Source organism: Sphingobium sp. ZW T5_29 (assembly GCF_044987515.1).
GTDB lineage: Bacteria > Pseudomonadota > Alphaproteobacteria > Sphingomonadales > Sphingomonadaceae > Sphingobium.
Genome location: NZ_JBJDRM010000019.1, coordinates 21,071 through 47,232, shown reverse-complemented (window position 1 = coordinate 47,232; position 26,162 = coordinate 21,071). Strand labels below are relative to the sequence as shown.

Here is a 26,162-nt window from a genome sequence, read left to right as displayed (position 1 = left end):
GATCAGGGCCTTGGGAGGGAGGGGGGAAATTGGTCGGGTCGTGCTCCTGCGAAGGCAGGAGTCCAGTGCTGGCATCTGATCTGGGCTCCTGCCTTCGCAGGAGCACGCCGAGTGTTCGGACTATCAATGCCCATGATGACCTGCATGCCCATCGGCATCCTTCTGCCCCGGCGCTTCATGGCCTTGCGCAGCAGGCGTACGCTCGGCCGCTGGCGTCATGCCGGAAGGCTGGGCGATCTCACCCTTTTTGCCCGGTTCGACCGGATGGAAGCCGCCGACGTCGATCGTGCCGTCATGCCGAAGCCCTTGCGTGTCGTGGGCCGATTCCTTGCCCCCACCGCCGTGCATGTCGGTCATCATGACGTCATCCATGCAGCGTTTGCCCGGTTGGGCGCACATGTTGAGCGCGGCATGGAACATCCGGGGTTCGACGCTGCTGAAATAGGTGGGCGGCACTTTTTCGCTCGGCTGTTCGAGCTTTACATAGGTGGCGCGGTCGAGCGGCGTGCCGCTTGCCTTCACCTTTGCCACCCATTGGTCGAAGCCGCGCTGGTCCATGGCGTGAAAGCGGAACCGCATGTTTGAAAAGCCCGCGCCCGAATAGTTGGCGGAGAAGCCATCATAATTACCCGGCTTGTTCGCCACGGCGTGGAGGACCGTCTGCATCCCCGGCATCGCGTAGATCTGGCCCGCGATGGCGGGAATGAAAAAGCTGTTCATCAGCGTCGACGACGTGATCTTGAATTCTATCGGCTGGTCCACGGGGGCAGCCAGTTCGTTCACGGTGGCGATGCCCAGTTCCGGGTAGATGAACAGCCATTTCCAGTCGAGCGCGACCACTTCGACCTGCAGCCGCTTTGCCGCAGGATCGACCCTGCGCTCATGATCCAGCCGCTCGATGGGGCGATAGGGGTCGAGAAGATGCGTGCTGGTCCAGGTGATCGCGCCCAGCGCGATGATGATCAGCAGCGGTGCCGACCAGATCAGCAGTTCAAGACTGGTCGAATGATCCCAGTCGGGGTCGTAATCCTTTGCCTTCGCCTTTTCCCGGTAACGCCAGGCGAACCACACGGTCATGGCCATCACCGGCAGGATGATGAGCAGCATCAGCACCGTGGACACAAGGATGAGGTCGCGCTGTTGCACCGCAACATCGCCAGCGGGGGACATGACGACCCAGTTGCAGGCCCCCAGCGGCAACAGCAGCAGGGGAGCGAAACGACGGGCAACAGCGGGTGTCAAAGCGAGTCGGCGAGCGGTCATACTGTTCGCATAAGCAGGGGGTGAAGCGTTCGACATTGGACCTTTTGTCCTATCCCCTCGCGGATGCAAAATCGGGCATTAGCATTTCGATCACCGGGATGATTCGCTATGCTAGGACATCAGGCATAGATCGCCCCGCACCATGAAGGCCAGTGACAGCACATGAGTTCAGCGACGACCACGCCATCCTCCACGTCGATGGAGCGCGACGCGCGAAATGTCACCGCGCGTGACAAGCGCGTGGCGCCGGGTGAAATCGCCATCGGCGTGATCATCGGGCGGACGTCGGAATTTTTCGACTTTTTCGTCTATGCGATCGCGTCGTGCATCGTGTTTCCGGCGCATGTTTTTCCGCATTTGAGTCCGTTGTCAGGGACACTCTGGTCCTTTGCAATCTTTGCTGTGGCGTTCGTGACGCGACCGATCGGCTCCTTTCTCTTCATGGCCATCGACCGGGCCTATGGCCGTGGCGTGAAACTGACCATCGCCCTGTTCTTGCTGGGTGGATCGACCGCCTTCATCGCCTTTCTTCCCGGTTATGAGACAATCGGCATCTGGTCGGCGGTCCTGCTGGCTGCGTTCCGGGCGGGGCAGGGGATCGCGCTGGGCGGCACCTGGGATGGCCTGGCGTCGCTCCTGTCGCTCAATGCACCGTCGAACAAGCGTGGCTGGTATGCGATGATGCCGCAGCTGGGCGCGCCAATCGCGCTGGTGGTGGCGAGCGGCCTGTTCGCGTTTTTCCTGTCGAACCTGTCGTCGGCCGATTTCCTGGGCTGGGGCTGGCGCTATCCCTTCTTCGTCGCGTTTGCGATAAATGTCGTCGCACTGTTCGCCCGGTTGCGCATCGTCGTCACCCATGAGTTCGAACGGCTGTTCGAAACGCGCGAGTTGCAGCCGTCCCCGGTGATCGAAACGGTGCAGAAGGAAGGGCGCAACATCGTCATCGGCGCCTTCGCTCCGCTAGCCAGTTTTGCCCTGTTCCACATGGTGACTGTGTTCCCGCTCAGCTGGATTGCGCTTTATACCGAGCAGCCGCTGGAGCGATTCCTGGTGATCGAGGCGATCGGCGCATGCGTCGGCATTCTGGCCATCATCGTGTCGGGATTTGTCGCGGACATGGTCGGGCGCCGCGCATTGCTGGCTTGGTCGGCATTGGGCATCGGCATTTTCAGCATCGTTGCGCCCTTGCTGTTGAACGGTGGCGAACTGGCTGAAATCGCCTTCATGATACTGGGGTTCATTTTGCTGGGTCTGAGCTTTGGCCAGTCGTCGGGCATCGTCGCATCCAATTTTTCCAGCGCGACCCGTTATACGGCCTCTGCGTTGACCTCGGATCTGGCCTGGCTGGTCGGGGCGGGATTTGCGCCGCTGGTCGCGCTGCTGCTGTCGAGCAAATTCGGGCTGGCCGCATCCGGCGGCTATCTGCTGTCGGGCGCGATTGTTACCGGCCTGGCCCTGTTCATCAACAAGGAGCTGGCGGGCAAGGACCGTTAGTCGAGAGCTTGTTCCTGAGTCGGCTGAACCGGGCTGGCGCAGGAAATGCTTTGCGACTGCATCCGTTTGAGGGCGAGCCGGTCGAACCACCAGTTGGTGCCGATGCGGGGCCTGAACCGTTCCAGCCATAGCGGATAGAGGTCGGACAGCCGCGCTGGCAGGCTGTCTGGCCCTTCGCGTCCCATGATGTCCGAAACAATCCGGTTCTGGAAGAAGCGCACCGAATAGTTGACCATCCGCCGGTGCTGCATCCGCCAACTCGATGGATTGGACAGTTGGACGGGGTCACAGAAGAAGCCCGCTTCGTGGCAGGCGACCACCCGATCACGCCGCCACGCGGCATCGGATTGCAGATCGGTGTGCGCCCAGGCCGCGACCAGGCCGTCGTCGCCGATCAGATCATCGGGCAAGCGAAGGCCGCGCGTGCGAATGCGCTGAACGAAGCGTCCCGACAGTGCATAAAGGTCGCCGAAAAGCCCGCCTTCTTCGCTGAGCAACCCGCGATAATGGTCGGCCAGCCGCCCGTTCATGGGCATGGCCGCTGCGGCATTGGCTGATGGATTATCGGTGAGGGCAGAGAACAGGGCGTCGATCGACCCCCCGGCGATCCGTGCGTCGCCATCCATGCAGAGGACGGCGTCTTCGTGGCCGTCGAGCAAGTCGTGCATGAAATGGTTCCATGTCCGCGCCTTCCCACCCGTGGCGAGGTCATGCACGATCACATGGGCGCGCCCTGCCGCCGCTGTCCGCGCCCGTGTGGCGGTTGCGTCGGTCGATCCGTTCACCAGCACATGATAGATGATGTCGGCGCGATCGAGGGGTAAGGATGCGAGGCAGGCGGCGATCCGCCGTTCTTCTTGATGCGCGAAAATGCCGACGGCGATGCGCATGATGTCAGCGGAAATCCCAGCCCTGTTGGCCGTGTTGCACGCTGTCGAGTCCGTCCGATTCTTTCTGTGCGGTCCCGCGCATGGGTAGGATGACGGAGAGGATCAACGCCGCAACCGCCGATCCGACCATCGACCATAGAGCGACGACGACGATGCCGACGGCCTGCGATGTCAGCGCCCCGCCAAGGGTGATGGCGGGTTCAAAGCCCACGCCGCCGAGCGCGGGCAGCACCATCACGGGCATGAGCAGCATGCCGGTCAGCCCGCCCAGGCCGTGGATAACGAAGATGTCCGCCGCGTCGTCCATCCCCTTGGCGATCAGGGCCTTGCCAGCCCGGCAGATCAGCACCGCCGCTATCCCTGTGAGGATCGCGCCGCCCATGCCGATCAGGGCTGCGGATGCCGATACCGCCACCAGTCCGGCCAATGCCCCGGACATCACGCCGGTCGCTGACGATCGGCCTCCAGTGAGGCGATCGACTGCCATCCATGTCAGGGCGGCTGCGCAGGCGCCGAAATGGGAATTGAGGATGGCGGTGGCTGCGTCGTCGGTTGCGCCCAGCGCCCATCCGCCGACGATGGCAGCCCAACCGACCCAGATCAGCGCGCCGCCAGCCATGCCGAGCAGCGGCGCATGGCCGCCATTTGGCGAAGAGCGCCGCCGGCCGATGATGAGGGTAAGGGCGAGTGCGGAAAAGCCTGCGGTGACATGAACGACCAGCGCGCCGGCAAAGTCCATGACGCCAAGGCCAGCGAGCCACCCGCCGCCCCAGACCCAATGCACGACAGGCGCATAGACGAGGATCAGCCACAGGGGCGCAAGCGCCGTTATCCAGCCAAGGCGCGCACGTTCCGCCAATGCACCTGGCAACAGGCAGGCGGCGAAGATGGCGAGGCTCATCTGGAACAGGACGAATGCGGATTCAGGAACGGTCAGTCCTTCGCGCAGGGTTCCGAGCTGTGCCAGCAGGAGGTTGGCCCCGCCGCCCAGCCAATCGCTGCCGGGAGCATAGGCCAAGCTGTAGCCCGCTATCCCCCACGCCAGCGATACGCCTGCGGCGACAGCGGCGGTCGGGGCCGCGATGGCCAGGCCGTTGCGCACATTGACCAAGGCCAGATGGCGCAGCATCAGGCCGGGGAGGGCGGCCAGCAGGACCATGACGGCGCATATCATCATCCACCCCGTATCGCCGCTGTCAGCCGCCGCAGCGACTTGCGCACCGGCAGGTTGAGGAGCGGCGACGAACAGGAAGAGCAGCAGCAGGCGAGCGAACATCGTGTATCCGGCGATCAATTGACCTGCATGAATAGCCGCCGGTGGGTAAAGACTTTGATAAGCAAAGCGGATGCGGTGGAGATCGCTTGTTTGCTCTAATAAGCCTTCCCCCCGCAGGAAATGCGTCCGGTGCCGCGATTGCTGACCTGGCAGGCGGCCTTGCCGATCACCGTGATGTCGCCCGATCCCGATGCCGTTACCTTTGCCGTGACGTCGGCGGTCAGGGCGATATTGCCCGGTCCGTCATTGCCGACCGTCGCCTGGCGCACGTGCAGGTCTTCGGCAGAGACGGCGCCCGGTCCGTTGACCCGCACGACCGCCGTGCCCGCGCGTCCGGCCAGCGTCGCTCGCCCAGCCCCGGCAAGGCCCAAGTTCAGTTGATCGACATCAATCGCCGCGACGGTGATGTCGCCATTGCCGCCCAGGATGATGTCGGCGCGCTGGCCCTTGACCCGGCTGACCGAAATCGATCCGCCGCCTGTCAGCACGATCCGGCTGAGGTCCCCGGTGGACAGGCGCAGGGTCGCGCGCCCGCCGCCGCCCTTGTCGCCCGACGGGCTTCGTTCCAGCGATACCGTGAGCAAGCGGCCCGACACGTCGATGCGCAGGCGCTCGATCAGGCTCTGGTCGCCATCGATCCTTGCCGATGCGCCCGCTCCGGTGGTGACGACGACGTCCAGCGGCGCGTCGACCCGGATCGCGCTGAAGCTGGTGATGGTGTAGCCGCGCGTCGCTGCCGTCGCGGGGGGTGTGAGCAGCGCCATGCCGAATGCGAGCCAGCCCGCCAGTCGCCTTGCCTTCATCATCGCCCTTTGCTCCGCCAGATCAGCGCCTTGGCCCAGAGTGATAGCGTCCCGGCGGGGCGTCGCAAGTGGGTTGGTCGCTACCGCAGCCTTGATCGCGCTCCATCAGCGGCCTAAACCCCCGCGGATGAGCTATGCCCCCTATCCCGCGCTTCGCCTGCGCCGTACGCGTGCTGCCGCCTGGAGCCGCGCCATATTTGCCGAAAATCGCCTGCACCCCAGCGACCTGATCTGGCCGCTGTTCGTGACGGAAGGGCAGGGGGTGGAAGAGCCGATCCTGTCGCTGCCCGGCGTGTCGCGCTGGTCGGTGGATGCAATTGTCGCCCGCGCGAGGGAAGCGCGGGATGCTGGGATTCCCTGCCTCGCGCTGTTTCCCAATACGCAGGCGGACCGGCGCAGCGATGATGGGGCGGAAGCGCTGAACCCCGACAACCTGATGTGTCGGGCCATCCGCGCGATCAAGGACGCGGTGCCGGACATTGGCATACTGACCGACGTGGCGTTGGACCCCTATACGGCGCATGGGCAGGATGGGTTGCTGGATGAAGCGGGTTATGTCGTCAACGATGCGACGATCGATGTGCTGATCGGCCAGTCGCTGAACCAGGCGGCGGCTGGCGCCGATATCATCGCGCCTAGCGACATGATGGATGGCCGCGTCGGCGCGATCCGAGAGGCATTGGAGGAGGAAGGCCATGCCAATGTGCAGATCATGGCCTACGCCGCCAAATATGCGAGCGCATTTTATGGCCCGTTCCGTGACGCGGTGGGTACGGGCGGACTGCTGAAAGGCGACAAGAAAAGCTATCAGATGGACCCGGCCAATGCCGAGGAAGCCCTTCGCGAAGTTGCGCTGGACCTGGCCGAGGGCGCGGACAGCGTGATGGTGAAGCCGGGGCTTCCCTATCTGGACATTATCGCGCGGGTGAAGGATGCGTTTTCCGTGCCTGTCTTTGCCTATCAGGTGTCCGGTGAATATGCGATGATCGAAGCCGCTGTCGCCGCTGGGGTGGGGGACCGTGATGCGTTGGTGCTGGAAACATTGCTGGCGTTCAAGCGCGCCGGCTGTTCGGGCATCCTGACCTATCACGCGCTCCACTCCGCGCGGCTGTTGGGAGGCTGAGGCCATGACCGATCATCTGTCCGCCGATCATCCGGGCGTTACCATCCTGCCGTTCAATGGCAAGACGCCGGTCATCGACCCCAGCGCCTTCATCGCGCCGGGGTGCCGCATCATCGGCGATGTGGAGATCGGCGCGGATGTCAGCGTGTGGTATAATTGCGTGATCCGCGCCGATGTGAACATCATCCGCATAGGCGCGCGGACCAACATCCAGGACGGCACGGTCCTGCATTGCGACAGCGCGACGCCCGGCGGCCCGCCCGATGGATGGCCCACGATCATCGGCGAAGACGTGCTGATCGGCCATATGGCAATGGTGCACGGTTGCATATTGAAGGATCGGGCGTTCGTCGGGCTGGGCAGCATCATCATGAGCGGATGCACCGTCGAAAGCGATGCGATGCTGGCGGCGGGGGCGTTGCTGGCGCCCGGAAAAACGGTGCCCCATCGGCAGCTATGGACCGGTCGCCCCGCCAAATATGCACGAGATCTGACCGACGAGGCGTTGATCGCCATGCGTGAGAGCGTCGACCATTATGTCCATAATGGGAAGGCGCACAAGGGCGCGGTGAAGGCGGACGGGTGAAGGCCGGGCGCTTTCGCGGTGGGTTTTTTGAGGTGATTTGACCGGGTTGTTAGCTGGTCCCAGGGCGGGACTGGGTTCCTGCCTTCGCAGGAACACCTTGTGGTTTGTGTCGGGCGAGGGACGCCCGCTCTTCGACGCGGACGTTTGGACTGGGTTCCTGCCTTCGCAGGAGCACGGGGTGTTTCGGGCAGGCGCTTAGGGCTGGGCCAGTTTGCTTTTCAGGGCGTCGATGCGATCATTTTGTGAATCGACCATCGTCAGGGCCGTTCGACGTGCGGCGTCGATTTGTTCGATTCCGCCGGTCGCTTTGCCGTCGGCGATAGCGTTGCTGCGTTCGACATAGAGAACATCAAGGCTGGCGAGCGCCGATACACTGCCGTTGCGCGCTGATTCCAGCGTGCTGAGCGATGTTTGCGCCGCCACCCACGGTTCGCTGGAAACGGCGGATCCGGCGGCGGCCCGCACCAGTCTGTCGGCAGTTGCATAGGCTTGGTCAAACGCGGTGGCCCCCGCCTGCGCTTGGCCAGCGAGCCGATCAACCTCCGCCTGCAAAGCTGGATCCGCCTGCGCCACGATGGGCGCGGGGGCCGATTCCCCGATCGGTGCATTTTCGATCGATCGCTTGGCGAGCGAAGGGTAGCCGGTCAGGGTGCCCGTGCAGCCGGACAGGAAAAGGGCAAGGGAGGGTAACAGCCGACGCAGCATCATGGGGCAATCATCTAGGGAAGGCGGGTGCCGTGCGCAATGGCATCAACGCGCCAATGCCGCCGCCGCCCGCGCCAGCGTTTCGATCTGTTCAGGATCAACCGGCCCCTTGGGCACGACCCAGCTGCCGCCTACGCATTTGATGAAGGGCTCCGCAAGCCATTTGGGCGCGCTGTCAGCGGTGATTCCGCCTGTGGGGCAGAAGCGTGCTTCATGGAGCGGCGCGGCGAGCGCCTTGAGCGCGGGTATCCCGCCAGAGGTTTCCGCCGGGAAAAATTTGAAATGGGACAGGCCCATGTCCATGCCGCGCATGATGTCGCCCGCGGTCGCGGTGCCGGGCAGGAAGGGAATACCCGCCGCGATTGCTGCCTTGCCGAGCGGTTCGGTCAGCCCAGGGCTGACGATGAAGCGTGCGCCCGCTTCCATTGCGGCGTCCAGTTGCGCGGGATTCAGCACGGTGCCAGCGCCAACTACGGCACCTTCCACCTTTGCCATTTCGCGGATCACATCCAGCGCGGCGGGCGTGCGCAGCGTGACCTCCAGCGCGGGGAGGCCGCCCCTGACCAGCGCCTGTGCGATCGGCAGCGCGTCTTCGACCCGATCCACGACCAACACGGGGATGACGGGGGCCAGTTCCATTATCTGGGCAACGGTAAAATTCATCACTTCGGCTCCCGAAAGGCGGCGGCTGCGCCATAAAGTCCAATTTCGTCATGCACGGCGAGACGGATCGGAACCGACGCCATCAGGCTTTCGAACCGCCCCTTCGCGATAAAGCGCCGGTGGAAGCCGCTTTGTGGCAGGAATTCCCGCATTCGTTGGGTCAGGCCGCCCGCCAGAACGACCGTGTGCGGTCCGTGCGCCAGCGCCAGGTCGCCAACCACCGAGCCATAGCAGAGGCAGAAGCGTTCGAACGCTGCCCGCGCAAATTCATCGGTGCCATCAAGGGCGGCCTCCCACAATTCGGGGTCTTCCATCAGGATGACGCGATCGTGACCGATGGTCGCCAACGCCTTGTAAATATTGTTAAGGCCGGGGCCGGAAACCATCCGTTCAGTGGAGACCCGCAGGAATTTGTCCCGCAGATATTCCAGTATCTTGTCGTCGAGCGAGTCTACGGGGGCGAAGTCCTGATGCCCGCCTTCGGTCGCGACGATATGGGGGATGCCATCGTCAAAGGCGATCATCGCAACGCCAAGGCCGGTGCCGGGACCAACCACCGTGACGCCGCCATCGCGCGGGAAGGGGTTATCCTTGCCAAACAGCAGGGGCAGATTGTCCTGTGGCAGACGCGCGACGGCGTGGGCGACGGCTTCGAAATCGTTGACCAGCCTTAGCTGTTTCAGGCCCAGTTCTTCGTCCAGCGTGTCGGGACGGATCGTCCAGCTGCTGTTGGTCAGTTTAATGACATCGCGCCCGATTGCGGTGGCAAAAGCGATGGATGCGGCCTTGGGCAGGTCGTCGCCTTCCTCCTTCGCGAAAGCCGCCCAACAGGCCTGCAGGCTGGAAAAATCCTCCACCTTATATTTGCGCACCTTGCCCAGTGTCGGCACGTTGCGATCATCCAGCCGGGCGCGGGCGAAGCGGGCGTTTGTTCCGCCAATGTCGGCGGCGATAATGTCTGTCATTATGGGCATTCCATCTATTTTCTTAACTTCAGCAGGGCCGGGTCTTTGAAACTAAGCACGGCCCGCTCCGCTAGACCCCGGCTTTGGCCGGGGCCAGCGCTTTCACATTTCCGTTTCCATCGCCGCCAGCATTGCCGACGCGCCTTGTTCCGCAAGGTCGCTATGCTGCCGGAAAAGCGCGAACAGTTCCCGTCCGGTGTCGTAAGGCGGGGGTGGGGGCGCGGGCATGTCCCGTGCGTTCCATTCATCGGCGTCCACCAGTGCCTGGATCACGCCGCTTTGCGCACAGACGCGGACAATGTCCCCGTCCTTCAGCCGGGCGATGGGACCCCCGCCCAATGCTTCGGGCGACAGGTGGATGGCGGCGGGCACTTTGCCTGAAGCGCCGGACATGCGCCCGTCCGTCACCAGAGCGACGCGGAACCCACGGTCCTGCAGTACGCCCAGCGCGGGCGTCAGCTTGTGCAATTCGGGCATGCCGTTGGCGCGCGGCCCCTGAAAACGCATGACGACCACGACGTCCCGTTCCAGTTCGCCCGCCTTGAAAGCGCGCAGCACATCATCCTGATCGTGGAAGATCGCGGCTGGCGCTTCGATGGTCCAGCGTTCCTGGTCGACAGCGCTGACCTTCATGACGCAGCGGCCAAGATTGCCCGCCAGCAGGCGCATGCCGCCGTCGGGGCTGAACGGATCGGACACGGGGCGCACAATCGACAGGTCGCGCGAAACGGGCACGTCGCGCCATTGCAGCGCTTCGTCCTCCATCACCGGCTCCTTGCCATAATCGGTCAGGCCATCACGCGCGACGGTCAGGATGTCGCGATGCAGCAGTCCATTATCCAGCAGTTCGCGAATGACGACGGACATGCCGCCTGCGGCGTGGAAATTGTTCACGTCCCCCGCGCCGTTCGGATAGACCCGCGCCAGCAGCGGCACCACGTCGGAAATGTCCGCAAAGTCGGTCCAGTCAATCGTTATCCCAGCAGCGCGGGCGATGGCGGGGAGATGGATGGCATGGTTGGTCGACCCGCCGGTGGCCATCAGCCCGACAATGGCGTTGACGATGGCCTTTTCATCAATGCAGTGGCCCAGCGGACGATAATCGTCGCCGTCCCATCCGATGGCCGCCAGCCGGTGGACGGCCGCCCGCGTCAGTTCGCTGCGCAATTTGGTGCCGGGATTGACGAAAGATGCGCAGGGCATGTGCAGCCCCATCACTTCCATCATCATCTGATTGCTGTTGGCGGTCCCAAAGAAGGTGCAGGTGCCCGCGCCATGATAGCTGGCGCTTTCGGATTCCAGCAGTTCTTCCTTGCCGACCTTCCCTTCAGCATAAAGCTGGCGAATCCGTACCTTTTCCTTGTTGGCGAGGCCTGAAGGCATGGGGCCGGCAGGGACGAGGATGGTCGGCAGATGGCCGAAACGCAGTGCGCCGATCAGCAGGCCGGGAACGATCTTGTCACAGATGCCCAGCAGCAGCGCGCCTTCGAACATGGCATGGGACAGCGATACCGCCGTCGCCAGTGCAATCGTGTCGCGGGAAAAGAGCGAGAGGTCCATGCCTGCCTGCCCCTGGGTCACGCCGTCGCACATGGCGGGCACGCCGCCCGCGACCTGCGCCGTCACCCCGATTTCGCGCGCGGCGATCTTGATCGCTTCAGGGTAGCGGCCATAGGGCTGATGCGCTGACAGCATGTCGTTATAGGCGGTCACGATGCCTATGTTCATGGCCGATCCCGCGCGGATCGCAGGTTTGTCCTCCCCACTGGCGGCAAACCCATGGGCAAGGTTGCCGCAGGACAATTGCGTCCGGTTGGTGCCTGCGTCGCGCCCACGTTCGATCAGGTCCAGATATTTCAGGCGCTGCCGGGCGCTGCGTTCGACAATGCGGTCGGTGACCCTGGCGATCACAGGGTGAAGATCAGTCATGCCAGCTGGCTCCGTCTCGTTCAATAAGGGCAATGGCCGAAGATGGCCCCCAGTTCCCCGCCGCATAGGGCGAAGGCTTGATTCCCGCTTCCTTCCAGCCGTCGATGATCGAATCAATCCACGTCCATTGCGCTTCCACTTCGTCGCGGCGGACGAACAGCGTCTGGTCCCCGGCGAGCAGGTCCAGGATCAGTCGTTCATAGGCGATGCGGCGGCGTTGTCCGGCGAAGGCGGCGGTCAGCGATACGTCCAGCGTTACTTCCTCCAGATGCACGTCGCGTTCGAGGCCGGGCCGCTTGCTCATGATGAGCAGGCGGATGAACTCCTCCGGCTGCAGGCGGATGATGAGCGTGTTCGGTTCAAGGCCGGACCCTTGCCCGTCGCGGCCGAAGATCGAATGGCGGACCGGCTTGAACTGAATCTGGATTTCGGATTGGCGCGCGGGCATCCGCTTGCCCGTGCGCAGGTAAAAGGGGACGCCCTGCCAGCGCCAGTTGTCGATATGAGCCTTTAGCGCGACGAAGGTTTCCGTATCCGACGGGCTGCCCAGTTCGTCGACATAGCCCGTGACGATCTCTCCCCCAACGGCGCCAGGCGCATATTGGCCGCGCACGCTGTGGGTTTTCGCCGTTTCGCCGTTCATCGGGCGGAGCGAACGAAGCACTTTTACCTTTTCGTCACGCACGGCGGTCGAATCCATGCGGGCAGGAGGCTCCATGGCGATGATCGACAGGATTTGCAGCACATGGTTCTGCACCATGTCGCGCAGTGCGCCCACGCCGTCATAATAGGATACGCGGCCTTCCAGGCCCACCGTTTCGCCGACGGTGATCTGCACATGGTCGATGGCGGTGGCGTTCCACAAGGGTTCGAACATGACGTTGCCAAAGCGCAGGGCCAGCAGGTTCTGTACCGTTTCCTTGCCCAGATAATGGTCGACGCGGAAAATCTGGCATTCATCCACCAGCGCGCCGATGCCGTCATTGACCAGTTTGGAAGACGCCAGGTCCTTGCCGATGGGCTTTTCCATCGCGACGCGGGTGGTGGGGGTGATCAGGCCCGCGTCGGCCAGCCCCTGCGCAGTCGGCGCGAACAGCGACGGCGGGGTGGACAGATAGACCGTCAGCCCGCCCTCGGCACGCCCGTCCAAGCGCTTGGCGAGTTTTGCGAACTGGGCGGCGTTGCCTGCTTCTACGGGCTGGTAGACGATGATCGCACACAACTGGGCCGCTACGTCCGCGTCATAGCGGTCAGGGCCTACGAATTTTTGAAGCGCCTTGTCGATGTCCCGACGGAATGCGGCGTCGTCCATCTCTGTCCGGCCCGATGCGACGATCAGAAAGTCGTCGGGAAGGAGTCCGTCCGCCAGCAGATTATAAAGCGACGGGAAGATCATGCGGTGCGCCAGATCGCCCGTGGCGCCGAACAGCAGGAACGTGGCAGACGGATCGGTCAAAGGAAGCCCTTTTCCGTTGGAGTTGTCAGGTCTGCACGAAACCGCCCATATACCGGTGAAGTTTCATGACGCAAGAAGGCTAGAAGCCATCTTACAGTCGCGCAACGACCGAAGATGGAATGATCCTGCGCGGGATCGGATTTTTGGCTGGACGCTGCCGCCTGATTTTGCCATTTGGCGCGAGCAACACGCATGCGGGCGTGGTGAAACTGGTAGACGCGCCGGACTCAAAATCCGGTTCCGAAAGGAGTGTCGGTTCGATTCCGACCGCCCGCACCATCTTTTCCGTAGAGGACAGATGCGATCTGTTGTTTTCGGATAGCCTTCATGAAAAAAATGACCCGATGGCACAAGCCACCGGGTCAGGTGCGCTTTTACTAAGTAAAAGCATCGGGTCGCGTTGTGCTTCGTAAAGGAAAATCATGATCGATCTATGGAAAAGGATGGCATTCATCCATTATGGATCTTTCTGTCGCCATAACGGCGTTAATCGGCTGCTGCGGGTTTCTGTGCTTTGAACCAGGGGATCATCCGGGCGATCGCGTCTTCTATTTGAGTGGTGGCCACGGCGAAGCTGAAACGGATATGCCGCCGCCCGTCCTGTGGGTCGAAATCAATGCCCGGCGCCGTCGCCACGCCTGTATCGCGCAGCAGCCGCTGGCAGAAGGACAGGCTGTCATCGGTAAGATGTCCCACATCGGCGTAGATGTAGAAGGCTCCATCGGGCGGCGCGATTTCCTGGAGGCCGAGCGCTGGTAGCGCGGCCAGCAGCAATTCCCGGTTGCGCCGGTAAGTGGCGACATGGCCGTCCAGTTCTTCGCGGCAGTCGAAAGCGGTCAGTCCGGCGTGCTGGGCGAGGGAGGGCGGCATGAGGAACAGGTTGCCCATCCGCGCCCGTGCGGCTTCGATCAGGTCGCGGGGGAACACGACCCAGCCGAGCCGCCATCCCGCCATGGAGAAATATTTCGAAAAGCTGTTTACCACGACGGCGTCCGGCGCATATTCCAGCATGCTGTGCGCGGGAGTGCCGTAGGACAGGCCGTGATAGATTTCGTCCGAAATGATCCTGATCCCGCGCGCCGCGCAAACGGTCGCGATGCGCGCCAGTTCTTCGGGCGGGATGATGGTTCCGGTGGGGTTGGCCGGGCTGGCCAGGATCAGCCCGTGCGGCGGCGGGTTGATAGCCTCGATCGCTGCGGCGCTGATCTGGTAGCGTTCCGCTGGTCCGCAGGCGACTTCCTGCGGTTCCAGATAGAGGGTCTTGAGCGTGTTGCGATAAGCGACATAGCCGGGGCGAGCGATCACGACCCGGTCGCCCGGCATGAACAGGCTGGTCAGCGCGAGGACGAGGCCGGGGGAGGCGCCACAGGTGAGCAGGACCTGTTCGGCATCGATCGCCACGCCGTGACGATCACGATAGTGAAGGGCGATGCGTTCTTTTAGCGCGGGGCTTTCCCAATAGCCCATCGGATCGCTGTCCAGCACCCGATGCGCCTGCGCGATGGCTGCTGCGGGTGCGCCGGTGGAAGGTTGGCCGAATTCCATATGCAGGATCGATCGTCCCTCTGCCTCCAGCCGATGGGCTTCCCGGCTGATGGCGATGGCGTGGAAGGGATCAATCTGGGAGACCATGCCGCCTGACTAGTGCATCGCGCGGAAAAGTGGGAACCGGTTTTCCGCGAAAAGCGATGCGGCAGCAAAGATTTCGAGCGAGCAACTGGCCCGCAACCATGTCGGGCGTTACTCGCTGATCCAGACTTCGACCGATACGGCATGTTGATTCAGCGCCAGCCTGATCGGCAATTCTTCAGTTGGCCCGCCCGCCAACGCGCGCTCATAAACGGCTTTTTTCGCTGGACCGCCAATTTGCAGGAATATGTGCCGACTGGACAGGATTGCCTTCGCCGTCATCGACATGCGCTGGTGCGGCGCGGCGGGGGGCGTCGCCGCCAGCGTCAGGGCGCCGGTGGAAAGGCCGTCGGCCAATTCGGCCCCCTGCGGGAATAGCGAAGCGGTGTGCCCGTCTTCCCCCATGCCCAGCAGCACGATGTCGAGCGGCCAGGGCAGGCCGTTAAATGCGGCTTCGCATTCTGCCTGCCCAGCATAGGCGTCGGCGGCGTCATTTTTCATGCCGACGAAACGCGCCTTGGCCGCATTGCCCTGGAGCAGCGTTTCGCGGATCAACCGTTCATTGCTGTCGGCATGATCCGGCGCGACCCAACGTTCGTCCACCAAGGTCACGATGACCTTTTCCCAATCAAGTTCGGCCTGCGATAGCGCCTCCAGCACCGGGCGGGGGGATCGACCGCCCGACAAAGCGATGGTCGCCACGCCGCGCGTTTCGATGGCGTCGCCCAAGACCATGGAAATCCGGCGGGCCATGTCGGATGCCGCGAGCGCGGCGTCGATGAAAAGATGTTCGGTAGGCATGGGCTAATTCTCTTCTGGAAGGGTGCAGATGTCGATCCAGCGGGCGCGGGTCAGATCGGCCAGTCGTTCAGGCATCAACTCGACAGATGCGGTTCGCGATCCGGCGGCAGGAAATACAGTGTCGAAATCGCGAAGGGAAACATCGCAATAGATGGGGAGGGGCGTGACGAGGCCAAACGGGCAGACGCCGCCAACGGGATGGCCGGTCAGCGCCTCCACCTCTCCCCGCCCCAGCATGCGCGGCCTTGCGCCCAAGGCGGCCTTTGCCTTGCTATTGTTCAGCCGGGCGTCACCCCGCGCGACGACCAAGGCGACCTGATCGCCGATGCGCAGCGACAAGGTCTTGGCAATGCGTCCAGGAACGACGCCAAGCGCATCGGCGGCTTCCGCGACGGTGGCGGTGCTGGCGCCCTGGTCGATGATCACCACATCGGGGGCGTTAGCGGAGAAGAAGGCGCGGACCGACTCCTCGCTCATTCGCTGCGAATTTCGCTCAGCTTGCGTTCCCATGCCAGTGCGTGGGTCACGATCTGGTCGAGATCGGCGTAGCGCGGTTGCCAAGGGAATTCGGCCATGATGGCGCGATTGTCCGAAATCAGGGCATCCGGGTCGCCTGCGCGCCGCCCTTCCATCCGCCGATCGATCTTCAGGTTCGTCACCCGGTCGACGGCGTCCAGCACTTCAAGGACGGAAAACCCCCGGCCATATCCGCAGTTCAGCAGGTAATTTTTGTCCGGTGCGGCCATCAGCGCGTCAAGCGCCAGCACATGCGCTGCCGCCAGATCGGTGACATGGATATAGTCCCGCACGCCGGTGCCGTCGGGTGTGTCGAAATCCGTGCCGAAAACCGAAACGGCTTCACGCTTGCCCAAGGCCGCTTCGACAGCGACCTTGATCAGATGGGTCGCGCCCGCAGTCGATTGCCCGGATCGGCTATCGGGATCAGCCCCTGCGACGTTGAAATAGCGAAGCGCGCAAAAATTCATCGAATGCGCCGCCGCCACGTCCCGCAGCATATATTCGGTCATCAGTTTCGACATGCCGTAGGGATTGATCGGCCGTTGCGGCGTCGTTTCCTTGACCGGGCTTTCTTCCGGGATGCCGTAGGTCGCGGCGGTGGAGGAAAAGATGAAATGGGGAACGCCCACCGCCACGACGCTTTCGATAAGGTCGCGCGTCTTGGCGCTGTTGTTGTGATAATATTTGAGCGGGTTTTCCACGGATTCCGGTACGACGACCGATCCAGCGAAGTGCATGACGGCCTGGACCCCATGGTCACGCAGGGTGCGCTGCATCAACGGCTGGTCGGCAATGTCCCCTTCGACAAAGGCAACGTCGTCGGGAACGGCCCAGCGAAAGCCCGTTACCAGATTGTCGACCACCACCACGCCATAGCCCGCGTCGCGCAATGCCAGAACCGCGTGGCTGCCGATGTAACCGGCGCCGCCAGTGACAAGAACCGTCGGTTTTCCGTTCATAAATGTCTCGCCCTGTCTTAGCCCCTATGCTGCTGCGATGGCAGGGGCATATGTCCCCATGAGAAAGCGCGTCAAAGCCGTCCCCATGAAATGTTGGACGGACCGACTAACCGACGAGCGCCATGATTGACAGCCCATTCATGCCGCAGCGCGGGATGAATCTGGATTGTAAAAGGACATGCCGCTGGCCGCCATGTCCTGCAACTGTTCGGTGGGCGCGAAACGGTCGCCATGCCGATCCTGCAACCGATCCAGAACCGCCACGACATGGCCGATGCCGACGGTGTCCATATGACTGAACGGCCCGCCGGTCCAAGGTGCAAAGCCCCAGCCGAAGATTGCCCCTATGTCCCCATCTTCCGGCGTTTCCAGCACGCCTTCCTGATAGCAACGGGCGCATTCAACCAACTGGCGGTAAAGCAGCCGCTCCTTCACTTCCTCCACATCGGGCTGGATGGGTGCGCGCGGGAACATGTCATCCAGCCCCGTCCACAGATGCTTCTTTCCGCCTTCGGGATAGTCGTACCAGCCCTTGCCATTTTTACGGCCCAATCGACCCAATTCCACCATCCGCGCCATCACTGCGTCGGAAGGTTGCGCGACATAGGCGTCGCCCAGTTCCTTTTGCGCGGCGACCATGATCTTGTGACCAAGTTCGATCGACACTTCATCGCCGACCGCCAACGGACCCACGGGCATGCCCAGTTGCCGTCCGGCATTTTCGATAAGGGCTGGATTGATGCCTTCGGCCACCATTTCGACGCCTTCCTGCACATAGGTGCTGAAACAGCGCGAGGTGTAGAAGCCGCGCGAGTCATTGACGACGATGGGCGTTTTTTTGATTTGCGCGACAAAGTCCAGCGCCTTGGCAATGGCGGCTGGCCCCGTTTCCTGACCCAGGATGATTTCGACCAGCGGCATTTTTTCCACCGGCGAGAAGAAGTGAATGCCGATGAAATTGGCCGGTTTGCTCCACGCCTTGGCCAGTTTCGTGATCGGCAAAGTGGACGTGTTCGATCCGAAGATCACGTCCGCGCCAAGCACCTGTTCGACCTCTTTCGTGACAGCCGCCTTGATCGCGGCATCTTCGAACACGGCTTCGATGACGAAATCGGCCCCGGCGAGTGCGGCATAGTCGGTCGTCGGCGTCACGCGGGCGAGGGTTTGCTCCATTTTTTCAGGAGTCATGCCCTTGCCCAGCCGCTTTTTCAGCTGATCCTCGACATGCGCCTTGCCCTTTTGCGCGTAGCCGAGGTCGCGGTCGAACAGCATCACTTCCATTCCGGCCTGCGCGGCAACGGTCGCGATGCCCGCACCCATCATGCCCGCGCCCAGCATGGCGAGCTTTTGGGTTGGCGCCTTGGGCTGATCCTTGGGGCGGCGGGCGCCGCGCTCCGCCGCTTGCTTGTTCACGAACAGGCTGCGGATCATGTTGGCTGCCTGCGGGTCGGCGGCGACCTTGGCGAAATATTTGCTTTCTACCTGGATTGCGCGGTCGAAGGGCAGGATAGCGCCTTCATAGACCGCTGACAGCAGGGCGATGGGTGCGTTCATGTTCCGCTGAGTCTGTTTCAGGGTCATGGGCAGCGCTCCCGCCATGGTCTGCACGAAAGCGGGGTTGAACCCGCCCGCGCCGCCGGGGATTTTGAAGCCTTTCTGGTCCCATGGCTGAACGTTGGCGGACGGGTTGGCCTTTAGCCATTGCTTCGCCGCGGCTAGGGCGCTTCCCTGCGGGACAACCTCATCCACGATTTTCATCATCGCCGCTTCCGCGGGGCGGAGCAGCTTTCCCTGCAACATGTAGAGCAGGGCGGCCTGAACCCCGACGATGCGCGGCAGGCGTTGCGATCCGCCGCCGCCGGGGAACAGGCCGATGAGGATTTCAGGGAGGCCAAGCTGGGTTTTGGGACTGTCGCCGACCACCCGGTGATGACAGGCCAGCGCCAGTTCGAACCCGCCCCCGACGCAGGTTCCTTCGATAGCGCAGGCGACCGGCTTGCCGCAGGTTTCCAGGCGTCGGAACAGCTGGTTGAGGACGAAGACCTTGTCGAAAATCTGGGCCGGGGCGGGGCGCTTGCCGCTCTCGCTCGCCAGCATCGATCCGAAATATTTCAGGTCCATGCCCGCCATGAAGCCGCTATCCTTGCCAGAGGCGATGACCGCGCCCTTGACCGCTTCGTCTGCCGCGATGCGCGTTATCGACGCGTCGAGGTCGGTCAGGAAATCGGGGCCGATGACGTTCATCGATTGGCCCGGCACATCGATGGTCAGGGTGGCGATGCCGTCGGCGTCGATGTCGAATGCGATGGTCTGCATGAACTCTCTCCCAACCTTTCCGTTCGTCCGGCATCGACCGGGCGAGGGGAGGCTTTATTCAAATACGTTCGATGATGATCCCGGTGCCCATGCCCGCGCCGACGCACAGGTTCACGAGCGCCGTGCCCTTGCCGGACCGCTCAAGCTCATCCAGCGCGGTGCCCAGAACCATCGCCCCGGTCGCACCCAGCGGGTGCCCCATTGCGATCGCGCCCCCGTTCACGTTGATCCGGTCATGGTCGAGGTCGAGCGCCTGCATGTAGCGCAGCACCACGCTGGCGAAGGCTTCGTTCAGCTCCCAAAGGTCGATGTCGTTCTTGCTCATGCCAGCGCGGGACAGCAGCTTGCCCGCCACAAATTCGGGGCCGGTGAGCATGATCAGCGGCTCCGACCCGATGGACGCCATCGCCCGGATGCGCGCCCGCGGCTTCAGGTCGTATTTCTCGCCCATATCCTTGTTGCCGACAAGGACCGCCGCCGCGCCGTCGACAATGCCGGAACTGTTGCCTGCGTGGTGGATGTGGTTCACCCGCTCAAGCTCAGGATAGCGGAGCAGGGCAACCGCGTCGAAGCCCGGCATGTCTTCGCCAAGGGCCGTGAAGCTGGGCTTTAGCGCCCCAAGCGACTGCATGGTGGCGTCGGGGCGCATATGTTCGTCATGGTCCAGCACCACCTGGCCGATGACATCGCGAACCGGGATGATCGAGCGGGCGAAACGTCCTTCGTCCCATGCCGCCTTGGCGCGCCGCTGGCTTTCCACCGCATAGGCGTCTGCATCATCCCTGCTGATGCCGAACTTGGTGGCGATGACGTCCGCGCCAATCCCTTGCGGAGCGAAGTAGGTTTTGTACGCGACGGCGGGGTCCATCGCCCATGCACCGCCGTCCGACGCCATCGGAACCCGGCTCATGGATTCCACGCCGCCGCCGATGGCGAGGCCTGCTTCCCCCGAATAGATTTTGGCGGCCGCCATGTTCACCGCCTCTAGTCCCGAAGCGCAGAAGCGGTTGATCTGGACGCCGGGGACGGTCTGGGCATAGTCGGCGTTGAGGGCCGCCAGTCGTGCGATGTCCGCGCCTTGTTCGCCAACGGGGCTGACACAGCCCAGGATCACATCATCGACGTCGCCGGTGTCTATTTCCGTCCGGTCGCGCACGGCTTGTAGCACTTGAGTCGCCAGCTGGATGGGGGTGATTTCATGCAGTGACCCGTCAGGCTTCCCCCTTCCACGGGGTGTGCGGACGGCATCGTAGATAAAGGCTTCCATCGCTTCCATTCCTCTCCGCCGACCTGGGCAGGGGCACAGATGTATTTACGTTTACGTAAAGTGCAAGCGGCAATTCAGCAAGGCCTAGCGCCCGACCGGGACGCTGGCCAAGTCTTCGGCTGTGTCGATGTCGCGGAGGTAATGGCCGCGCGTTTCGATCTGGTCCGCCCGGCTGAGCAGTGCCCGCGCGCCCTGATCGCCCCGCAGGCTTAACAGTTCGGGGAAATGGCTGCGCCCGATGAAGGCGGGGGGCGAGGGGGAAAAGCCGTCCGTGCTGGCGATGACGGACCTGGCGTCCTTCGCAGCAAGGCATATGCGGTTGTAGTGCGATTGCGGGACCAGGGGCATGTCCGCAAGGCAGATCAATATGCCCCGGCAGTTGCGCAGCGTCTGGACATGCTGGACCGCCAGAATGATGCTGGCCGACAAGCCGTCTTCGGGCCGGTCGTTGACAAGGACCGTGTAACCGCGCCGTTCAAGTTTGCGATGGACGACGGGCGCCTGGTCCTGCGGGCGAGCGACGGCGATCAGATGGCCGAATGCAAGCGAGGCAATGGTGCCAAGCGTATGAGCGATCACCGGCTTGCCGCGAAGGTCGGCCATCAGCTTGTCATCCTCCCCGAAGCGGGAAGATGCGCCAGCGGCGAGCAATATGGCGGCGATCTGTTCCGTGCGCATCTAGTTGGCCGCCGGGAAGGGCGATGGAGGGACTGTCTTGTGCAAAGCGTGGCCTTCCTTGATCGGGGCTGATGTGCCATCCGGCTGATAGAGTGTCCAGCGCTGGAAAGGGGTGGCCATCGCAGCATGCAGTTGCCATATGCAGGCGCGAAGAACAGGAGTGGCAGCTTTGATGGAATATGATCCCGACGCGGAAACCGTGGGCGAAGCGATCAAGGAACCAGTTCCGGCCCATGTGGCGGAGGCCGTTCGGACATTGATCCGCTGGTCTGGCGATCAGCCCGATCGTGAAGGGTTGCTGGAGACGCCCGACCGCGTTGCCCGCGCCTGGCGGGAATATTGCCGGGGCTATAGCGACGACCCGGCCTATCATCTTTCGCGCATATTCCATGAAGTGGGCGGTTATGACGATGTCGTGCTGTTGAAGGACATTCCTTTCCAGTCGCACTGCGAACATCATATGGCGCCGATCATCGGGCGCGCGCACATCGCTTATCTGCCGGGGGAATATGTGGTCGGCATATCCAAGCTGGCCCGTGTCCTGCACGCATTCGCCAACAGGCTGCAGGTGCAGGAGCGGCTGACGTCGGAAGTCGCCAACTGCATATGGGAACATCTGAAGCCCCAGGGCGTGGCTGTCGTCATTGAGGCGACCCATGGCTGCATGACGGGGCGGGGCGTGCGCACCCCTAATGTGATCATGAAAACCAGCCGAATGCTGGGCGTGTTTCGCGAGGATGAAAAAAGCCGCGAGGAAGTGTTGAAGCTCATCGGCGCGTGACCAGCGAAGAAACACCCCCTTACCGGCCCCTGAGCGGCGGCCGCGACCGCCCGGTGACGTCGGGATCATTGCCACTGGCCAACAAGCGGCTGGCGCTGATCACGGGTGGCCATCGGCGGCTGGGCGGCGTCATCGCTGAAGGCTTTGCGCGCGCGGGCTATTCGCTGGCCATTCATGGGAGCCATGACACGCGTCTGGATTCCGCTCTGGCGATCGCGCTGGACGAAAATAGCACGGAATGGGACGGATTTACGGCGGACTTCGCCGATCTGGAAAGCGCCGAGGAACTGGTCGTCAGGGTGTCAGAGCGTTTCGGTCGCCCGCCCGACATATTGGTGAACAGCGCAGCGTTATTCGGGCAGGATCGGTTGGAGGATGTGACCGCTGATGACCTGATGCGTCACTATGCCGTCAACTGCGCTGCGCCCACTTTGTTGACGAAGGCCTTTGCGACCGTCCCGGCAGGAGCAGGCGACCGGTGCATCGTCAATGTGTTGGATCAGCGGATCGACCATCCCCATGGCGACCAGTTGTCCTACACATTGTCGAAGATGGCCTTGTCAGGACTGACACGGCTCGCGGCATCGACGCTGGCGCCGCAAATCCGGGTGAACGGTGTTGCGCCCGGCCTTACGATCGCGACGCCTGATTATGACGATGGGCAGGTAGAACGTCTGGAGTCGATGATGCCGCTTCATCGACTGCCCACGGCGGAACAGATTACAGACGCTGTTCTTTATCTGGCGCAGGCAAGGAATGTGACGGGGCAGACGCTGTACGTGGATGGCGGTGCGCATTTGCGCAGCTATGATCGCGACTTCATGCATATGTGCCGTTGAATGTGACCGGCGGGGGAAGTCGGCGCAAAAAATTATCCACATCTATCCACAGATTTACCGCGGCGCTGCGCCCAATATGTCAGATTCCGCTTGGACCGACTCGGTTTTGGTGAGACCATCGGCTTATCGGAACGAACGATGAAACGGAGAAATCCGGTTCTGCAGATCAAAGAGAAATCAGCGATCGAAGAAACGTCCCGATCATCTGGAAAATGTTGGGTTGTCAAAGGTCTGACATGAGCCGGGTGGTCCTTTACCAGAAAATGCCGGGTACGCGCGAAAGTGAACGTCGGGCATCGGATGAAGAGGACAGGCTGAGGCAATATGATCCAATGGATCGGACGTGCCAGGCCACAAGCATGTGGAGGCCTTTAAGGTCGAAACATCGCACGCCGGGTCAGATGATCGCATCCTGAAAGGGAAGCGGATCGATAGACACGACGGAAGTGGGGACCGACAGAAATGTCGGCCCCCATTTTGCGTTTTGGGGATAAGAGTTGTCGTGGGCAGGAATGGTCAGCGGGTGCCTTGCCGCAGGCAGTCAGTGAATATGGCCACCCAATGGCTGGTTTCCACCACCCGGCAACCGCTGGCGCGGATCGCTGCGATCCTGGCGATCGATGGTTTGATCCGGTGTGGAGGCGGCATGCTGTGCTGATATTTGTGCGGCAGGATGCCCGTGCTGAGAAAGGCGCTGTCGAATAGCAGCAGGTCGATGTCGTGACGCCGGAGTTCGAGCAGGAAGGCCGGACTGCGATCCAGCGCGGCCATCTGCATCGATGCGCGCAGACCGGCCTGGTTCAATTGGTGATAGCGGCGATGATAGGGAATGTCATGTTCCGGGCTAGCCAGCAGAGCGCGACCGGTCAACGCGGGCACGAAGTCCAGATCATCTTCCACGCCTGCGACATGCGTGTCGCGCGGGGTCGCTGACACCAGTTCGATCAGGTCATCATGCTGGGGCGATACCAGGGTGGTTTTTGGGGTGGCGAACGCGGCGGTCAGTCCGGTGAGCAAGCCGATGCCGAGAATGGCTCCCGGCAGGCGGCGAGATCCTGCAAGAGCGCGTCTGAGCAGCTTTGTCAGGCACAAGGCGAAGGCCAGGCTGCCCATGATCGCGAGAACCGGCTGGCTGTAGCGGGAGGGCAGGTGAACGGCGAAGGCGACGGATGCCGCCAAAAGGTAGCAGATCGCAGCGGCTGTCAGGGCATAGAGGAAGAACCGCCCAGCGCCTTCGCCGGGGACGGATTGGCCCTGCCGCGTGCGCCGCCAATGAATGAAGGCGAGAGCCATCATGGGGGCGATGGTCAAGGCGAAGTTCAGCAGCAATCTGGGATCGTCATTTCCCCTGCAATTCACGATCGCGGGCAGGAAACCGATGCGGCGGGAGCATAGCCACGCCACGTTGCCATCTGCGCCCACGATTGTGCTGCGGCCATCGAAGTCGATCATGCTGTATATGCGCATCGCGTCGTCGAGGCGCAGCGTCGGCCCCCAGCCTGACAGCCCTTCCTTGAAGATCAGCCCCGCGGCAATGACGGCGAGCGCCGCCAGCGCCAGTCCGGCAAGTCGCCGCAAATCCCATTGCAGAGAGAAGGGCGGCCTCCATCGCAAGCTGTCGAGTGCGTAGATGCCAAGGCAGGTGATAGCCGGGGCGGGGTAGATCACGGCCTGAAGCAACAGGCCCGACACGGCCAAGCTGCGGCGTCCCGACGCCATGCCCCACAATGTCATCAGGATCAGCGGCACCCCGATCGCGCGTGGTGTCCCTGAAAAAATCGCGTCGATATGCAAGGTCGCGGCGATGATGGATGCCGCACCCAGAAACCGGCCATAGGGATCGGCGGTAAAAGCACTGGCCAGCCGCCATGCGAAAAAGGCGCTGGCGGGCAGGACGATGAGGCCGAGTGATTTCATCATGGCGACGGGTTCGATCCCCGCCCCATGCGACAAATAGAGCAATGCCCGGTAGAACAGGGGGGCGGTCTGCTGCCAATAGTCGGCAAGGACATTGCCCTGCATCGCGGTCGGATCGGCGATGCGCGCGGTCCAGCTTAAAAATTGCCGGGCGTCATTGGTAATGGTCCATTTGGCATCGCCGCCGAAGGCAGCGCGCCAATATAGGTACATCGCAAGTGCGTTGAGCAAGCAGAACAGGGCAGCGGGTGAAGCGAGCCACCGCCGGTTGATCGGTGGCGAGGCAAGGTGAGCAGGCGCAGTCCGCTCCAAACATTCGTCGGTCAAGAAAACGCCCTTTCCCGGCTGGCGAATGTGTTTTCGTCGCTGCCTGTCGACACGTCTGTCACTATTTGGCCGAAAAACCAACGGTACGGGGATTTCGTATCGGAAATGGTGCCGGCTGAGGGATTTAGCTCGTCGGCACCAAAAGCGTTGGAAAACATGTACTTACACAAGTGACTGTCTTGCGCTGTAATAGGCGAATGTAACAACGGGTGCAACTACTAGCTTGGTGTCGTGACCAACAATCGGGCGTCCCATAACCTTGCCCTCACGGACTGTCCGATTTCATCTAGCGCCTGACGGCCCTCCTTGCGGAGTTTCTCTCCCTCGGCGAAGCGGCCCGGTCGGGGATCGGGGTGTTCCTCCTCATGTTGACGTTCGATTAAAGCGCCGAACATCATATCACGCAATTTGCTAATCTGCTGTTTTAGGCCGTCCTCTAAGAATATACCCTTGACGACGAAATAATTATTGAAGTCATTGTAATCGGTGTACACCTTGTTCAACGTGTACCAGAAAGAAATCTTGATGTAATTTCGTGTCTTGTCCCTAGACGATCTGAGTTCATCCTTATGCCACTCCTCAAGATCAGCGTTCTTTAGGAATGTCTCTAACTGTGGAGCGGACATTCTGCTGAGGTCTGGATGATGCTGTAGTGGAGATAAGAATGACGCTACTGCACCAAACGCTTTGTTTAGCTTCGCCCAAAGCTCGGGGAGGGCCTCGAACTCGTACTGGTGCAGCTTCGTGGTTCGATCCAGGGCAGCGTTTATCTCTAGACGCAGGTGTTCCATTTGCCGTTGCTGCGCATGTTTGAAGCCCTCCAGCCGTTCGCTGAATTTCGCCGAAAGCCACTTGTCGCTAAACAGCCGGAACAAGCCGTAGGCGGCGGTAACGACCGCGGCTACACTCAGGCCCAGCGTGCCAAGAACAGCGAGAACGTTTGTTAACCAAGCGGGCACGATATTTCCCCTTTCGC

The 26,162-nt window shown here is 62.3% G+C and carries 23 protein-coding genes and 1 tRNA gene; 6 read left to right on the top strand and 18 right to left on the bottom strand.

Annotated elements, in window-relative coordinates:
* Positions 1–123: 123 nt before the first annotated feature.
* The gene (gene cyoA / locus ACI3KQ_RS15040) at positions 124–1,263 is read right to left on the bottom strand and encodes a ubiquinol oxidase subunit II (RefSeq protein WP_404959016.1); all 1,140 of its coding nucleotides are present in this window, start codon (positions 1,261–1,263) and stop codon (positions 124–126) included.
* A 162-nt stretch (positions 1,264–1,425) separates the two neighbouring features.
* Here cyoA and ACI3KQ_RS15035 point away from each other — a divergent pair, with 162 nt between their 5' ends.
* A complete protein-coding gene (locus ACI3KQ_RS15035) occupies positions 1,426–2,757 on the top strand; it encodes an MFS transporter (protein ID WP_404959014.1) in 1,332 nt (443 codons plus the stop codon).
* On the opposite strand, the gene ACI3KQ_RS15030 is transcribed toward ACI3KQ_RS15035, so the two are convergent.
* From ACI3KQ_RS15030 to ACI3KQ_RS15020, 3 genes are all read right to left on the bottom strand, one after another.
* The gene (locus ACI3KQ_RS15030; RefSeq protein WP_404959012.1) at positions 2,754–3,647 is read right to left on the bottom strand and encodes a glycosyltransferase; all 894 of its coding nucleotides are present in this window, start codon (positions 3,645–3,647) and stop codon (positions 2,754–2,756) included. The genes ACI3KQ_RS15035 and ACI3KQ_RS15030 overlap by 4 nt on opposite strands.
* A gap of 4 nt (positions 3,648–3,651) precedes the next feature.
* Entirely contained in the window at positions 3,652–4,923 is a 1,272-nt protein-coding gene (locus tag ACI3KQ_RS15025) for an ammonium transporter (RefSeq protein WP_404959010.1), read from the bottom strand.
* A 95-nt stretch (positions 4,924–5,018) separates the two neighbouring features.
* Positions 5,019–5,729: a head GIN domain-containing protein gene (locus tag ACI3KQ_RS15020; protein ID WP_404959008.1), complete on the bottom strand. Its 711-nt coding sequence runs from the start codon at positions 5,727–5,729 to the stop codon at positions 5,019–5,021.
* Positions 5,730–5,853: 124 nt separating this feature from the next.
* On the opposite strand from ACI3KQ_RS15020, the gene hemB reads away from it, so the two are divergent.
* The gene (hemB, locus tag ACI3KQ_RS15015; protein WP_404959006.1) at positions 5,854–6,849 is read left to right on the top strand and encodes a porphobilinogen synthase; all 996 of its coding nucleotides are present in this window, start codon (positions 5,854–5,856) and stop codon (positions 6,847–6,849) included.
* Between the two features lie 4 nt (positions 6,850–6,853).
* Positions 6,854–7,435 (top strand): gamma carbonic anhydrase family protein, encoded by a 582-nt coding sequence (locus tag ACI3KQ_RS15010; RefSeq protein ID WP_404959004.1) that lies wholly within the window; start codon positions 6,854–6,856, stop codon positions 7,433–7,435.
* A gap of 195 nt (positions 7,436–7,630) precedes the next feature.
* Here ACI3KQ_RS15010 and ACI3KQ_RS15005 read toward each other — a convergent pair whose 3' ends face one another.
* From ACI3KQ_RS15005 to zwf, 5 genes are all read right to left on the bottom strand, one after another.
* A complete protein-coding gene (locus tag ACI3KQ_RS15005) occupies positions 7,631–8,143 on the bottom strand; it encodes a hypothetical protein (protein ID WP_404959002.1) in 513 nt (170 codons plus the stop codon).
* Between the two features lie 42 nt (positions 8,144–8,185).
* A complete protein-coding gene (eda, locus tag ACI3KQ_RS15000) occupies positions 8,186–8,803 on the bottom strand; it encodes a bifunctional 4-hydroxy-2-oxoglutarate aldolase/2-dehydro-3-deoxy-phosphogluconate aldolase (protein ID WP_404959000.1) in 618 nt (205 codons plus the stop codon).
* Positions 8,803–9,777, bottom strand: coding sequence for a glucokinase (glk, locus tag ACI3KQ_RS14995; protein ID WP_404958998.1), 975 nt, complete (start codon positions 9,775–9,777; stop codon positions 8,803–8,805). Before glk ends, eda begins: the two co-directional genes overlap by 1 nt.
* 93 nt (positions 9,778–9,870) lie before the next feature.
* Positions 9,871–11,697 carry a phosphogluconate dehydratase gene (gene edd / locus ACI3KQ_RS14990; RefSeq protein WP_404958996.1) on the bottom strand — a complete coding sequence of 609 codons (1,827 nt, stop codon included), beginning with the start codon at positions 11,695–11,697 and terminating at the stop codon, positions 9,871–9,873.
* On the bottom strand, positions 11,690–13,153 hold the full coding sequence (gene zwf, locus ACI3KQ_RS14985; protein ID WP_404958994.1) for a glucose-6-phosphate dehydrogenase: 1,464 nt from the start codon (positions 13,151–13,153) through the stop codon (positions 11,690–11,692). The genes edd and zwf overlap by 8 nt, the downstream gene beginning before the upstream one ends.
* 194 nt (positions 13,154–13,347) lie before the next feature.
* Between zwf and ACI3KQ_RS14980 the strand changes: the two genes are divergently transcribed.
* A tRNA-Leu gene (locus tag ACI3KQ_RS14980) sits at positions 13,348–13,432 on the top strand.
* Between the two features lie 207 nt (positions 13,433–13,639).
* Here the strand turns inward: ACI3KQ_RS14980 and ACI3KQ_RS14975 are convergent.
* The 7 genes from ACI3KQ_RS14975 to ACI3KQ_RS14945 all read right to left on the bottom strand — a co-directional run bounded on the left by ACI3KQ_RS14975 (position 13,640) and on the right by ACI3KQ_RS14945 (position 21,322).
* The gene (locus ACI3KQ_RS14975) at positions 13,640–14,785 is read right to left on the bottom strand and encodes an aminotransferase class I/II-fold pyridoxal phosphate-dependent enzyme (RefSeq protein ID WP_404958992.1); all 1,146 of its coding nucleotides are present in this window, start codon (positions 14,783–14,785) and stop codon (positions 13,640–13,642) included.
* 108 nt (positions 14,786–14,893) lie between these two features.
* Positions 14,894–15,583 (bottom strand): 6-phosphogluconolactonase, encoded by a 690-nt coding sequence (pgl, locus tag ACI3KQ_RS14970; protein WP_404958990.1) that lies wholly within the window; start codon positions 15,581–15,583, stop codon positions 14,894–14,896.
* A gap of 3 nt (positions 15,584–15,586) precedes the next feature.
* Positions 15,587–16,060: a YbaK/EbsC family protein gene (locus tag ACI3KQ_RS14965; protein ID WP_404958988.1), complete on the bottom strand. Its 474-nt coding sequence runs from the start codon at positions 16,058–16,060 to the stop codon at positions 15,587–15,589.
* Positions 16,057–17,061: a UDP-glucose 4-epimerase GalE gene (galE, locus tag ACI3KQ_RS14960; RefSeq protein ID WP_404958986.1), complete on the bottom strand. Its 1,005-nt coding sequence runs from the start codon at positions 17,059–17,061 to the stop codon at positions 16,057–16,059. The genes ACI3KQ_RS14965 and galE overlap by 4 nt, the downstream gene beginning before the upstream one ends.
* A gap of 138 nt (positions 17,062–17,199) precedes the next feature.
* Positions 17,200–19,377, bottom strand: a complete 2,178-nt coding sequence (locus ACI3KQ_RS14955) for a 3-hydroxyacyl-CoA dehydrogenase NAD-binding domain-containing protein (protein ID WP_404958984.1) — start codon at positions 19,375–19,377, stop codon at positions 17,200–17,202.
* A 58-nt stretch (positions 19,378–19,435) separates the two neighbouring features.
* Entirely contained in the window at positions 19,436–20,644 is a 1,209-nt protein-coding gene (locus ACI3KQ_RS14950; protein WP_404958981.1) for an acetyl-CoA C-acetyltransferase, read from the bottom strand.
* Positions 20,645–20,728: 84 nt separating this feature from the next.
* Positions 20,729–21,322 carry a nucleotidyltransferase family protein gene (locus ACI3KQ_RS14945; RefSeq protein ID WP_404958979.1) on the bottom strand — a complete coding sequence of 198 codons (594 nt, stop codon included), beginning with the start codon at positions 21,320–21,322 and terminating at the stop codon, positions 20,729–20,731.
* A 172-nt stretch (positions 21,323–21,494) separates the two neighbouring features.
* Here ACI3KQ_RS14945 and folE point away from each other — a divergent pair, with 172 nt between their 5' ends.
* Together folE and ACI3KQ_RS14935 are read left to right on the top strand one after the other, a co-directional pair.
* Positions 21,495–22,103, top strand: a complete 609-nt coding sequence (gene folE, locus ACI3KQ_RS14940) for a GTP cyclohydrolase I FolE (protein WP_404958977.1) — start codon at positions 21,495–21,497, stop codon at positions 22,101–22,103.
* Positions 22,100–22,942, top strand: a complete 843-nt coding sequence (locus tag ACI3KQ_RS14935) for an SDR family oxidoreductase (RefSeq protein ID WP_404958975.1) — start codon at positions 22,100–22,102, stop codon at positions 22,940–22,942. Before folE ends, ACI3KQ_RS14935 begins: the two co-directional genes overlap by 4 nt.
* Positions 22,943–23,458: 516 nt before the next feature.
* Here the strand turns inward: ACI3KQ_RS14935 and ACI3KQ_RS14930 are convergent.
* Both ACI3KQ_RS14930 and ACI3KQ_RS14925 read right to left on the bottom strand, forming a co-directional pair.
* A complete protein-coding gene (locus tag ACI3KQ_RS14930) occupies positions 23,459–25,186 on the bottom strand; it encodes a hypothetical protein (protein WP_404958973.1) in 1,728 nt (575 codons plus the stop codon).
* Positions 25,187–25,404: 218 nt separating this feature from the next.
* Positions 25,405–26,145 (bottom strand): hypothetical protein, encoded by a 741-nt coding sequence (locus tag ACI3KQ_RS14925; protein WP_404958971.1) that lies wholly within the window; start codon positions 26,143–26,145, stop codon positions 25,405–25,407.
* Positions 26,146–26,162: the final 17 nt, after the last annotated feature.

What these genes read in the sequence shown, in the direction of transcription:
- cyoA (WP_404959016.1), bottom strand. Translation starts at nt 1,263, where the DNA reads ATGACCGCTCGCCGACTCGCTTTGACACCCGCTGTTGCCCGTCGTTTC.
- ACI3KQ_RS15035 (WP_404959014.1), top strand. Translation starts at nt 1,426, where the DNA reads ATGAGTTCAGCGACGACCACGCCATCCTCCACGTCGATGGAGCGCGAC.
- ACI3KQ_RS15030 (WP_404959012.1), bottom strand. Translation starts at nt 3,647, where the DNA reads ATGCGCATCGCCGTCGGCATTTTCGCGCATCAAGAAGAACGGCGGATC.
- ACI3KQ_RS15025 (WP_404959010.1), bottom strand. Translation starts at nt 4,923, where the DNA reads ATGTTCGCTCGCCTGCTGCTGCTCTTCCTGTTCGTCGCCGCTCCTCAA.
- ACI3KQ_RS15020 (WP_404959008.1), bottom strand. Translation starts at nt 5,729, where the DNA reads ATGATGAAGGCAAGGCGACTGGCGGGCTGGCTCGCATTCGGCATGGCG.
- hemB (WP_404959006.1), top strand. Translation starts at nt 5,854, where the DNA reads ATGAGCTATGCCCCCTATCCCGCGCTTCGCCTGCGCCGTACGCGTGCT.
- ACI3KQ_RS15010 (WP_404959004.1), top strand. Translation starts at nt 6,854, where the DNA reads ATGACCGATCATCTGTCCGCCGATCATCCGGGCGTTACCATCCTGCCG.
- ACI3KQ_RS15005 (WP_404959002.1), bottom strand. Translation starts at nt 8,143, where the DNA reads ATGATGCTGCGTCGGCTGTTACCCTCCCTTGCCCTTTTCCTGTCCGGC.
- eda (WP_404959000.1), bottom strand. Translation starts at nt 8,803, where the DNA reads ATGAATTTTACCGTTGCCCAGATAATGGAACTGGCCCCCGTCATCCCC.
- glk (WP_404958998.1), bottom strand. Translation starts at nt 9,777, where the DNA reads ATGCCCATAATGACAGACATTATCGCCGCCGACATTGGCGGAACAAAC.
- edd (WP_404958996.1), bottom strand. Translation starts at nt 11,697, where the DNA reads ATGACTGATCTTCACCCTGTGATCGCCAGGGTCACCGACCGCATTGTC.
- ACI3KQ_RS14975 (WP_404958992.1), bottom strand. Translation starts at nt 14,785, where the DNA reads ATGGTCTCCCAGATTGATCCCTTCCACGCCATCGCCATCAGCCGGGAA.
- pgl (WP_404958990.1), bottom strand. Translation starts at nt 15,583, where the DNA reads ATGCCTACCGAACATCTTTTCATCGACGCCGCGCTCGCGGCATCCGAC.
- ACI3KQ_RS14965 (WP_404958988.1), bottom strand. Translation starts at nt 16,060, where the DNA reads ATGAGCGAGGAGTCGGTCCGCGCCTTCTTCTCCGCTAACGCCCCCGAT.
- galE (WP_404958986.1), bottom strand. Translation starts at nt 17,061, where the DNA reads ATGAACGGAAAACCGACGGTTCTTGTCACTGGCGGCGCCGGTTACATC.
- ACI3KQ_RS14955 (WP_404958984.1), bottom strand. Translation starts at nt 19,377, where the DNA reads ATGCAGACCATCGCATTCGACATCGACGCCGACGGCATCGCCACCCTG.
- ACI3KQ_RS14950 (WP_404958981.1), bottom strand. Translation starts at nt 20,644, where the DNA reads ATGGAAGCCTTTATCTACGATGCCGTCCGCACACCCCGTGGAAGGGGG.
- ACI3KQ_RS14945 (WP_404958979.1), bottom strand. Translation starts at nt 21,322, where the DNA reads ATGCGCACGGAACAGATCGCCGCCATATTGCTCGCCGCTGGCGCATCT.
- folE (WP_404958977.1), top strand. Translation starts at nt 21,495, where the DNA reads ATGGAATATGATCCCGACGCGGAAACCGTGGGCGAAGCGATCAAGGAA.